The organism is Colwellia psychrerythraea (assembly GCF_000764225.1).
Lineage (GTDB): Bacteria > Pseudomonadota > Gammaproteobacteria > Enterobacterales > Alteromonadaceae > Colwellia > Colwellia psychrerythraea_D.
Genome location: NZ_JQED01000055.1, coordinates 153,730 through 165,961, shown reverse-complemented (window position 1 = coordinate 165,961; position 12,232 = coordinate 153,730). Strand labels below are relative to the sequence as shown.

8 protein-coding genes and 1 pseudogene are annotated in these 12,232 nt (G+C 36.8%); 2 read left to right on the top strand and 7 right to left on the bottom strand.

Features of this window, described 5'->3' with window-relative positions:
• Positions 1-108 precede the first annotated feature (108 nt).
• Complete coding sequence (locus ND2E_RS02965; RefSeq protein WP_033095468.1) at positions 109-798, top strand: type 1 glutamine amidotransferase domain-containing protein; 690 nt, start codon at positions 109-111, stop codon at positions 796-798.
• Between the two features lie 110 nt (positions 799-908).
• Positions 909-1,952: an NADP-dependent oxidoreductase gene (locus ND2E_RS02970; RefSeq protein ID WP_033095467.1), complete on the top strand. Its 1,044-nt coding sequence runs from the start codon at positions 909-911 to the stop codon at positions 1,950-1,952.
• Between the two features lie 334 nt (positions 1,953-2,286).
• On the opposite strand, the gene ND2E_RS02975 is transcribed toward ND2E_RS02970, so the two are convergent.
• The 7 genes and pseudogenes from ND2E_RS02975 to ND2E_RS22270 form a co-directional block, all read right to left on the bottom strand.
• Positions 2,287-2,940: a hypothetical protein gene (locus ND2E_RS02975; RefSeq protein WP_033095466.1), complete on the bottom strand. Its 654-nt coding sequence runs from the start codon at positions 2,938-2,940 to the stop codon at positions 2,287-2,289.
• Between the two features lie 159 nt (positions 2,941-3,099).
• Entirely contained in the window at positions 3,100-3,462 is a 363-nt protein-coding gene (locus ND2E_RS02980; protein ID WP_033095465.1) for a hypothetical protein, read from the bottom strand.
• 135 nt (positions 3,463-3,597) lie between these two features.
• Positions 3,598-4,362, bottom strand: coding sequence for a hypothetical protein (locus ND2E_RS02985; RefSeq protein WP_033095464.1), 765 nt, complete (start codon positions 4,360-4,362; stop codon positions 3,598-3,600).
• Between the two features lie 322 nt (positions 4,363-4,684).
• Positions 4,685-7,678, bottom strand: coding sequence for an AVAST type 2 anti-phage system protein Avs2 (gene avs2 / locus ND2E_RS22275; protein ID WP_317628138.1), 2,994 nt, complete (start codon positions 7,676-7,678; stop codon positions 4,685-4,687).
• A 3-nt stretch (positions 7,679-7,681) separates the two neighbouring features.
• On the bottom strand, positions 7,682-9,169 hold the full coding sequence (locus tag ND2E_RS23415) for an ATP-binding protein (RefSeq protein ID WP_223303693.1): 1,488 nt from the start codon (positions 9,167-9,169) through the stop codon (positions 7,682-7,684).
• 59 nt (positions 9,170-9,228) lie between these two features.
• Positions 9,229-10,008 (bottom strand): type I restriction endonuclease subunit R, EcoR124 family, encoded by a 780-nt coding sequence (locus tag ND2E_RS23675; protein WP_223303710.1) that lies wholly within the window; start codon positions 10,006-10,008, stop codon positions 9,229-9,231.
• A 72-nt stretch (positions 10,009-10,080) separates the two neighbouring features.
• Positions 10,081-12,201: pseudogene (locus ND2E_RS22270) on the bottom strand (type I restriction endonuclease subunit R); the annotation flags it as partial.
• Positions 12,202-12,232: the final 31 nt, after the last annotated feature.

Here is a 12,232-nt window from a genome sequence, read left to right as displayed (position 1 = left end):
ATTGATACAAAGAAGTCTATTTAATCTGCATTGTTAGCTTAACTTTACTAAACTACACTTATCACCAATGAAACACCCTTGGCAATAATTAAAATATTGAGGCTTAAAATGCAAACTAAAAACATCTTAATGGTATTAACGTCACACACAGAATTAGGTAACACAGGCAAGAAAACAGGCTTTTGGGTAGAAGAGTTTGCAGCGCCTTATTACGCTTTTAAAGACGCAGGCATAAACGTTACCTTAGCTTCTCCAGCCGGAGGACAAGCGCCAATCGATCCAACCAGTGAACTAGATGATTTTCAAACAACAGCAACCAAGCGTTATTTCGACGATGCTGAAAGTCAAAATCTTATCGCCAATACCCAGGTATTAGCACAAATTAATAGTGACGATTTTGATGCGGTATTTTACCCTGGCGGACATGGCCCGCTATGGGACTTAACAGACAATGCTAATTCTATTGAACTCATTGAACAGTTTATTGGTGCCAATAAACCTGTAGCAGCGGTTTGTCATGCCAGTGCCGCGTTTTTAAACGTTAAAGATAACAATGGCCAATATGCGGTAAAAGGTAAGGCGATTTCAGGTTTTACCAATACTGAAGAAGAAGCAGTCCAGTTAACCGACGTTGTGCCTTTTTTACTCGAAGATGAACTAATTAAACGTGGTGCTGATTACCAAAAAGTTGAAGATTGGCATGCCTTTGCTGTGCAAGACGGATTATTTATTTCAGGACAAAACCCAGCTAGCTCAATCTTAGTCGCTGAAAAATTAATGAGACAAATGAACAATTAATGACGCCTGCTCAGCACTGAATTTATTGAAAGAAATTTCACTTATTAAATGTTAGTGCTTGCTTATTGATAACATAACTTTTATTTACCTCTTAAAAAAGAGAATTATTGATGAATCAAAACAGCCAAGTAAATCGACAAGTATTATTAGCTTCACGCCCTTTTGGCGCGCCAAACCAAGACAATTTTAAACTAACACAAACAACCAAACCCAGCCCGCAACAAGGTGAAGTATTATTACGTACTGTTTACCTTTCATTAGATCCCTATATGAGGGGTCGCATGAATGATGCAAAATCTTACGCTGAACCCATGGCATTAAATGAAGTAATGGTAGGTGGCAGCGTTTGTCGAGTGGAAGAGTCAAAGCACGCTGATTACCAAGTAGGGGATTGGGTTGTTGCTTTTGGCGGTTGGCAAGATTACAGCATATCAAATGGTATTGACTTGCTTAAGCTGGGTAAAAATATTGCAAAGCCATCTTATGCACTCGGCGTTCTCGGTATGCCAGGGTTAACTGCTTATATGGGGTTGTTAGATATTGGCCAACCAAAAGCTGGAGAGACCGTTGTCGTCGCAGCTGCAACAGGTGCCGTGGGTAGCTTAGTCGGACAAATTGCTAAAATACAAGGTTGCAAGGTCATTGGTATAGCTGGTGGGGCAGAAAAGTGCCAATATGCCGTTGATACCCTTGGTTTTGATGCTTGTTTAGATCACCACAGTGATCAGTTAGCTGCCCTACTGGCAAAAACTTGTACTGATGGTATCGATGTTTATTTTGAAAATGTTGGCGGCAAAGTCTTTGATGCCGTATTACCGCTACTTAATCCTAAGTCACGTATTCCTGTATGCGGTCTTATTTCACAATATAATGCCACTGAATTACCTGACGGGCCTGATCGTTTGTCTTTATTAATGGGCACACTATTAGTTAAGCGAGCGAAAATGCAAGGTTTCATCGTATTTGATGACTATGGCCACCGTTATGGTGAATTTAACCAAGCAATGATGACATGGCTTGGTGAAGGAAAGATCCAATACAAAGAGCACAGGATAGAAGGCTTAGAAAATAGTGTATCGTCATTTATTGGCTTACTAGAAGGTAAGAACTTTGGCAAGCTAGTGGTACGCGTTGGTCCTGATGAGCTAACATAACTAAGTAATAATCGCGTATAAAAACAAAAACCCAGCAAAAGTGCTGGGTTTTTAATTTAATAACTGTAATTTACCATTTAAATTAACAGTTCTAAGTTATACCTTTCTTAAAATGGAAGTATACGTAACTTTTCCATGAAAAAGCGAGTGAGTGAGTGACTGCGTGAGTCATAACCTTTAAATTATCTGACTTTTTAATAAAAAATAGTTTTTTCATTGCCATCTTAATTTTACACTTTATAAATTTCCGTAAATTAAAGGATGAAAAATAAGTATTAATGCCAAAAATCATCTTTTATTTTTACAGTTTTTATAGAAGATCTATGCACTAATTTTACCAAGTAGCCCCTGCTGACTGACAAACATCATAGTGATAAAACAATACTCGTTTTTCCCTATAGTCACTTCCTAAATCAGAATTCTGCATCTTATTAGTCAATATATAAAAAATATCATCTCTAGGTAATTCATCAAGTAATTCCATATCAATTTTAAAATACTTATCCATCAAAAAATGAAATTGTTCAATACTAATATCAGTATCCGATATTAGCTCTTCCACGGTACTGCAATTGTTAAAATCATAAGCTTCTAATAATGCATTGGCTCTTAGATTATCTAAATTACTTTTAATATTTAAGTACGGCAAAGGAAAGTGGTGAATAGGAACCGTTTCGAACTTATGATAAGACATGATCTTACGTCTACATTGCTCAGGCGAGTCCTCCAAAGAAGCTATTGCATCGATAACACAAGAGCAACAAATCCCAGTATCAATAGATATGTCTTTAATCGACTCGTTTCTATAAGAAAAGTAAAACTTATTCAGGCAAAATACGACACCATATAGTTTTGAATCTAAACTTGGGTCACTTTCCGCTTCTTGAAAATTTTGTAAGAAATATGAGTCCACACTTTCAAAGACATATTTGAATTTTTCTTTGATGATGTTGGGCGCATTAGTGAAATTACAGACAGGGCAATTCATAATAATCCTCAATAAATAAGGCCTACTAAACGCTTACTCATTTTAAATATTATAAATTGTTCGGGTGCATCGACTTTGCCGCTTTTTAAAGTAGGCGCAGGCTGCCCGACAGCCTTGCTTTAATTCTATACCGTTTTTTAAGAAAATGCTTTTGATAATTTAATTTTGATTAATGGCACTTTCAAATTCGTCTTTAGGCATATTTAAGATACAAGCTATGACCTCTATGCGATCAAAGTTTGCAAGGTACTCAACTTCATCAAAGGCAGCATTAATTTTTTCCCAATTACGCTGAAGGCTAATTAAACACCCAGGTGATGCTGAGAATTCTAATAGGTTTATTGTATCTCGTTGAGCTGCGCCATTTTCCAAGCTCAGTTTTAAGTCCTTTAAGGACTTATACCCATAAAAATCAATCGCAATGGTTCTTTGTGCCTGATTCAATTTGCATTCAGTAAAATTAGCTAAACGGCGAGCTTGTCGTTTAAGTATTTTTTCATATTGTGATTTTTCTTCAGGCACTAAAAGTCTCCATAAGTACCGAAGCATCCACAGCATATTCGTTACTTAAGAAGTCTTTTTAAATTTTAATAATGGGCTTTCGCTTAGTTTTTGTGGTCACAGGCTGCCATTACAGCCTCGTCTTAATCGATATGATTAAGGAGTGTAATTTTCTACTAAGTTAATAGCCGTTCCCATCTTAGTTAAATCGCTAAAAATATAGCAATTACTGATAAGAATAAGTAAAGATAATCCCAAAAATGCCTCGTATGCATATGGTCCTGAGGATGAAATTCCTGGAGCAGCATATTCTAAACTAGCCAAAATGAGAGTCGAACCAAGTAAAAATAAGATAGCAATAAAAAACAAAAAGCCTGCCCAGAATCTATGCTTAAATGCCCATCCTTTCAAACATATCCAATTGTTATCATTGCATTCCACGTCTAAGTGACACTTTTTAAACAAGTCCATAACCCCCATTTTGTTCGTTGGGTGATCTAAAACTCTCTTAGATACGTCCGTATCAGCATTACGTATTTTGTAAACTTTCCATAACTCATGTTGTAATCTTACTGGAGACAAGAGATGGTAGCCTTCCAGGAGTTTTATTTTTTGTTCAGCTAAATCATCAGCTCTAGATACAAAAAATGAAATAATACTTTTAGTTACAGACATCGCTATACCTAACACCAACAATGCTAGCCCTAACCACTCTGACCAACCCATATCTTCACCTGGTGGGGCGACATCTCTATTAAGAACTTTTGTTTCCCAACCAAAAACAATTACATCCCAAAACCCAAACGTTAGGAAGCCCAATCCCGTAACGATTAACCTGCTTGATAACGTCCCAAACATTACATTGATAATTTTATCTAAATATTTATCTACGGGTATTGTCCCTTCAAATTTAACAGCCAACTTAAACCCTTAATTTTTATTATATTCTAAGTTATTTATACAGGAGAAAAAGCATGGAGCATGCCTACTCTCGAAAGTATTTGGGGATTAGCAAAGGAAAATTCAAGCTTTCCGGTGTTTCAAATCCTAAGCGAATTGCTGGACTAAGTGCTTCACAATATCTAAAGATAACCCCTGTTAAAAGTCTCCATAAGTACCGAAGCATCCACAGCATATTCGTTACTTAAAAAGTCTCTTTAAATTTTAAAGGGGCTTTCGCTTCGTGTTTGTGGTCACTGGCTGCCATATCTGCCAAACTAATTACTAATAGATTGACAAGATTTTATTTAGTAGAGAAAACCTTATGCTTTCCTTCTATTTTACCTTCATCAATGTGAAAAGAGCCACTAAACTCCACGCGGCCATAGCGATGATTCGAAGTAAGAGCGCCACCAATCACGCCTTTTTCACCTAATAAGGTCCAAACAACCTCCAAATCATTATCCTTTAGCATCTTTAAAAATGGTTCTTTTTTAACTAATAAATGTGCTTTTGTATCGTTTAAAGCTTCAGCTGCGAAACAAACAATATTATTAGCCTCATCGATATAACTACCTTCTTGAGAACCATGTTTTAATTTCATATTGTCAAAAATTAGAGAACTTGGCTTAAGAAAACTTAAAGTTTCGGCCTTTGATTGATCGAACTCTTCTTCCCAACGATAACCGATAGTAGTAACACCAACATCAGCAATCTCAGTCCTTGTCTTTTTGTCTGTAACTGTTACCCAGTCCGAGCCACTATAGTAATCAGATTTAAAGAATTTAAAAGCCTCTGACCAGTAATACTCCCTATTAAATAACTGATATCTATCAGTGCTTTCAGGCATCCATCGCCCCATATAATGTTGGCTTTCAGCCCAGTTTTTAAAATGTTCATATTCAGATGACTTAACTAAGTAACTTCTAAGATGACACCAAACTTCTTTCCGTGGATGTCCCCAGTCTTCCTTACCTACTTCTTTAGGCTCTTTCCAAGACGGGTAACTTTCCAGAACAAGCCAAACACCACCATTATTATCTTTTACTTCAATCAACCCCTGCGGGTTATCCAACGTAGAAGTATCTTTTACCCAATTTTCAAAAGTACAATCCCACTCAAAAGCTTCTTTACTAACCCACCATTTTTCTTCAATAGGTATGCATTTACCCCCTGTATTTTTAAGCAAAATTGTTGGATCTATATCCCTTTCATAGGGCTCCCAAGGACCTAGATAAGGAGACTCTTCTCGTTCATCACCGTATCCCTCATAGCGGATGTAATTATCAGAAAGCCTTGCTATAAATTCATGAAATGCGATCCATTGATATTTTTTACCTATTCGTTCTTGGTGGGATTCATGCCGCCCTCTACCTGTGCCTATACTTCTATCAAAATCCCCATGCTTATCTGGAGACCAGCCTAACTCTATTACACGATTAAAAATAAAACATTCAGCGAGCCTAAGATCAAAATGAGCATCTGTATCTAATAGGTTGTTATTGTGATCAAGGTATGGCTCTATATCTCTTTCATAAAGAGCTAGCCATTCTGATGATAAAGATTCTTTAAAAGCTAATTTATTCGCAGATAGTACTTCTTCTGTTTTTCTGCCAATAGCACTCCCCATACGGATTATAGTTTCACCTATAACCAAATCATCAGAGTCTTCAGCATAAATAATAGGGTCTAATGAATTAAATAATTCAAGCTGCTTTTCAGGTAAATCGCTCTTAAAATTGTTAAAGATTTCTTCTCTATTTACAGGGGATTGGCCAAATCTACACCCGGACCAATCTGAATGATTAAAGTTAGTGCCTATGGTGTACCTAGAAAAGTCACCGCCCCCCATAACTGAACCCCACAAGTCCCAGTAGTCTTTCTTATCATAAAGACTTTTCAGCTCATCTTTAGTTGGTATGTCATCAGGCCATTCACTTTTGTATGGGGGCTTAGTTTTGGACACTTCAATATTTTCTGTTATCAACCCAAGGTGTGAAACATACTCTATAATCTCTCTTGCGTAGTCTCTTAAGAGGATATTTGGATATACATCCTCTGTATCAAAGACCTTTGTATAAACTATTTCAGCTACAGCACCTAGCTCATGATGTTCCTTTGTTCGCATGACACAACCTAAGGCAACAGCTAACACTCTCTCCCAAACATAAGGATCATCTACGGCATCAAATTTATTGATTATCCTAACCAATACTGGAATTCTATTTTCTAGCAAGTTAACTAATGCTTTAGTTGAACAATCCCTCAACTCTCGATTGCTTGAAGTTAAAAACCAACACAGCGCAGTAGCGACTAACTCGATTGAATCATCAGATATGTAACTCTTATCAAAGTCATCCCAAGCCCAATCTATTAGATGTCTGAATGTAGAGTCTTCACTGTACTTATATTTTAATTGAGTAGTCCAAAATGCATCTCTGTTTGGTAAGGGGTGCTTAGATAACCAATCATGTAAGAAATTCGCATTAAATGGGTGCCCTTCAATACCTGAAATTGAAATCAGTATTTCTAAAAAGTCGCTAAATGTCCCCCTAAACTGAAGTACCTTGTCATTTATAAACGGTTTAAGTTTTTCGAAATCTATCGCAGAAATTTCTCTCCAAACTAAACTATCAATAAAAGAATTTATTAAGTAATCATGCTCACTGAACTCTGGCAATAACTCGTAGAGTTCTTTTCTATATTTTTCAGGTAATTGAATCGAAAGGGCCTCAACAATTCCTTGGTTGTAGTAAAAGTCATACTCTTCTTTAAAATAACTTCTAAGACGGCCTCCCGTCTTAAACTCATCTTCAATATTTTCAATGCCGTCAAGTAAGTAGTTTACTGTTAAATGGTCATCAAACCTTTCAAAAGATATATATACTACCTCTTCAACAACGTTTTCGTCGTTTCGAGTAATTCCTTTTGTTAACAACCCTTCATCTATTAATGCGCTAAGAAAAGTTTTATCGTTAACATAGTCTTGAACAACGGACTGGACGGCAACATGCGCATCTTTAAGAGGTATACTCTTAGCCCCTGAGCCCACCTTAAGCTTGATTAGTTCATTTAATGCATCATTAACCAATGGAAAGCTGGAATCGAAACTATACTTTTTAGGAGAGGCAAGCGACTTGTTGACACCAGTAATGAAGAAACTGAGAATTTTAGAAATCCCATGAAAACCCACAGGAACTTTACTTAATCCACTTTTCTTAACCCCTTCGCATAGTAATTTCAAAAATAACGGATTTTTGAATTCTGGGTTTAAGTTAGGTGAAGATGGCCTCTCTATATTTTAATTGTCATAGAATAAATTAACAGCTTTCAGTTCAATGTTCTTGAAACCAATATGCTCATGAGTTTCAAAATCAATGCGTGATACATTCTCATCAGAAATAGTAATATTTTTATACGTTGACCTGACTGACATTATTAAACCAAGCCAATCAAATCGTTTAATTTCTTCAACGAAACTATTTATATTGTCATCCCAAAACTTGTTGCCGTTCCCTTCATTGATCGCATCAATAAATATTAAAATCCTTTTATTATTTTTTTGAGCATACAAATTAAGCTTTTCTAGAAAATCATCGGATGTAGTATCGACCTGTAACCTTTTAAAAATTTGTACCCAAGGAGATTCATCAGAAGTGAGCTGTTGCCCTAATAAGAAAAGAGATGGAGAACCAGTTTTAATCCTTGTTTCAACGACATCGGCAAGTAAGTGGGACTTACCAATGCCAGCTTCCCCTTCAAGAAGCAAAAATGGGTTGTTCGACAATTTTACTGTTATGGAGTTTAAGAAAGTACTTAACTTGTTACACTCATAATCAAAATCCCTAAGTTCCCTTAAAATTGATGAGTATTTGTCACTGTAATCATTAGATTCTCCGGCTGCTTTTGCTTCTTCACGCAGTTTCCACAGCACCGATTCAGATTCTGCTACTGCATTGTTGCAGGAGGCAATACTCTTACAAAACTCATCTGTTGGTATTTTAGTTAATTTAGAAAAATCAATTGCTTGATATAAAGTTATAATTTCCGTTAAAGATTTAGATATTACAGATAGCTGTGAGGATATTTCATCGCACGTACAGAGCTTGTTTCCTTTAATCAGAAAGCCATCTATATGTGAATAAAAGAGTTCTGAAAAGTTCTGAGTCCTACCAAGACCCTCAAATATCTTTGCTATTTCTAGCTTTAAATTTAGTTCAGGTGTGTAGCGCCCACCCAAGTCAGCTATTGCCTGCCTATTTTTCTCATTTAACCAATCATCGTTTAGGTGAAACGTGAGCTTCTCGTCTATAGAACGTAATATAAGTTTTATTTGAATCAGCTCTTCATTGATATCGAATATCTTTTCCTTATAAGTCTCTTCGATATGGAGTTTTTTTAATGTTTCACACTCGTTTATCTTTAGCGCAAGGATCGCATAAAAACGTTCAAGTTGTTTTTGAGTTGGGGGAAGTACACTAGGATAATCACTAAACTTATTCACTACCTCAGCTTTATCTGGAAACTCTTTAAACAAAATATATTCGTTTAGCACGTCAAATAATGGCTGAGATTGATAGAACGGAACCTTGCCTGAATCCGTTGGATATTCAACTTCAAACTCTGAAGCCGTTTCTTCAATAAGCTGATAGAGCCTATCTACATATCTTTGTTTTGGAAAAAGCTGCTTTCTAAACCAGCCATACCCCTCCTGAGATATAAATTGGTCTACAAATTTGGTGGCAACATAATAAGACGCTCCACCAATTGCCAATGTGACTGGTTCCATTCTTTACATTTTCCTTATTGTTTCGATTATCAAATTAGTTACATATTCTTTATTAAGCACTACATCCCTCCATAAAACGTATTAACAAAGCCTTTGAGCTTTTCAGCTAACCTTGGTATTACTTTCTTGCGCTGTAATACACTAGGTGGTTTTTCCATTGTGGCTACTATGTCTTCACGCAGTGGCTCTTGATTGCTGAATATCATACGTTCGACAAGCTCTTTTACGTTTTCAGGTATTAAGTGCTCTTCTTCAGCCATTGCTTGGGTGGCTTTTTCTTTTTCAACTTCCCAGTAGGCAGCAAAGGCATCATCAACTTCTTCGGCTGACTGCACATCAGGCAGGTTTTCTTGAATGAATTTATCTATCAGTTCTTGCTTACTACGCAGTTCAGGATCACCACCAATGGTTTGCATTAGTGATTTATACTGCTGTTGGTATTCTTCGTCAGAGTCAGATTGTTTAAGCTTGCTAAGTAGCTTTAAGATGTAAGCAACATTCACTTCATCCATCGCTAGCAGCTCAAGTTCAAAGTCAATCTCTTCTAATATCGACTCTTTTTCAGGGGCTGTATTGGTTTTAACCTTGTCGTGTAAATCGAGGTACTTACTTTTGTAATCTTCGTATTCTTGTTCTTGAATACAAACATCATCAAATTTAAAGTCAGCAAAGGTAGAAAGCACATTGCGTAAACGCATTAACTCCCGAAATGCTTTAATAAACTCAAGTTCAGCGTTTTCATCTTCAAGGCTATCAACACTCGCCGTATCAGGTGCGATGGTTTGCATTTGGCCTAATGCTTGATTAAACATCTTAATGAATTCTTCATACGGCGGCATGATCACCGTATCTTTCGCATCCTTATTTGAAAACAGCGCTAAAGCATCATCTGTACGCTTTTTCAGGTTACGGAAGCTAATGATGTTACCTTGTGATTTTTGTTCGTTTAAAATGCGATTGGTGCGTGAATACGCTTGAATTAACCCGTGATACTTGAGGTTCTTATCAACATACAGGGTATTTAAGGTTTTACTATCAAACCCTGTTAAAAACATATTAACCACAAGCAAAATATCAACTTTCCGCTCACGCACTTTTTTAGAAATATCGTTGTAGTAGTTGTAATAAGACTCGCTATCTTTAGTGGTATAGCTACTGCCAAACATTTTGTTGTAGTCACCAATAAACTCTTCAAGTCTATCTCGGCTATGGCTGGCTATACCTTCGTACTGTACTTGAGGCTCTGCAACTTTATCTAATACCACTTCGTCTAAGCCATCAGCATCTGGGTCTTCTTCGTTAGCGGCATACGAGAAAATAGTGGCAATCTTAAGGTTATGTTTACCTTCTGCCTTTTTCCGTGCAAATAACTCGTAATATTTAATTAGTGCAGGCACGCTTGAAACACAAAACATGCCGGTAAAGGCTTTACTATGGGTTTTACGATTATGCTGAGCGATAATGTAATCGGTTATTTTTTCTAACCGAACGTCAGACTCCATTAACTCTTTGGTGTCGATACCTTCAACGTCTATATCAACTTCATTGGCACTGTCTTTTTTCTTGTAACGGCCAACATACTCAACGTTAAATTTAAGTACGTTTTCGTCTTTAATCGCATCAACAATGGTGTATTTGTGTAACGGCTTGTGGAATAAGTCACTGGTGGTGTATTTGCGAGAGAACTTAGTCACCGCATTTTCAGCAAAAATAGGCGTACCAGTAAAACCAAACATTTGGTGGTTAGTAAAAAACTGACTAATTCGTTGATGCGTATCACCAAACTGACTGCGATGACATTCATCAAATATAAATACCACGTTTTTATCTTTTACCGGCTCCATACGGCTTGAATAACGTTTATTGCTAATGGCGTTATTAAGCTTTTGAATGGTAGTTACAATCAGCTTTTCGTTACGGCGAGTATTAACCTTACCGCCTTTCGCTTTAGTCGATGACTGCTGTTCACCGTCTTTCTCAAGGTAATACACATCTTTACCGGTGAACTGGTCAACTAACACTTTGGTTTTGTCTGTACCGTCTACACAGCCTTTGATAAAGCTATTAAATTCTTTGGCTGTTTGATAATCCAAGTCTTTACGGTCAACTACAAACACTACTTTGTGAATGGCACTATCACCCGTAAGTAACTGGGCGGTTTTAAATGAGGTAAGTGTTTTACCAGAGCCAGTGGTATGCCAAATATAACCATTTTGCTTTTCAATTGATTCGTTATTAGCTTTTAACTTTTCACGCTCAGCTACACGGTCAATAATCGCTTCGGTGGCATATATTTGATAAGGACGCATTACCATTAATATACGGTCTGTTTCGTTCAGTACCACGTATTTAGTGATCATATCCGTTAGGTGTTCAGGGGTTAAAAATACCTTAGCGAATTGGTCTAACTCGGTATAACGGTCGTTATTTTCTTTTGCCCAAAAGAAGGTTTGTTTAAAGCTTTGTTTGCGGTTGTTAGCGTAATACTTAGTATTCACACCATTAGAGATAACAAACACCTGTACATACTGGAACAAGCCATCTTCAGCCCAGTAAGAATGACGCTGATAACGATTAATTTGATTAAACGCTTCTTTAAGCTATAAGCCACGGCGCTTTAATTCTATTTGAACAAGCGGTAAGCCATTTACCAGTATGGTTACGTCATAGCGGTTTTTATAGCGGCCTTCTACGGTAACTTGTTGCGTTACCTGAAAATGGTTTTTATCAACATCGCTATCAATAAAGCGAATATAACCTGCGGTGCCATCATCCTTATTAATTTGTAGCCTATCACGCAATATTTTCGCTTTATCAAACACATTGCCTTTAGCTAAAGCATTACGAATTTGTTTAAGCTCATTATCACTTATTTCAAAGCCATTCAGTTTTGAAAGCTGCTGCTTTAAGTTAGCTCTAAGCGATTCAACATCAGTGATGTTAACCTTTTCAAACAGCTGCTTACCATCAACCTTTTTAGCAAGCTGAGCAACTAAGTTATCTTCTAATTCTTGTTCTGACTGATAGGCCACATTAGCTTCCTTTTCTTTTAGGCATAATCAA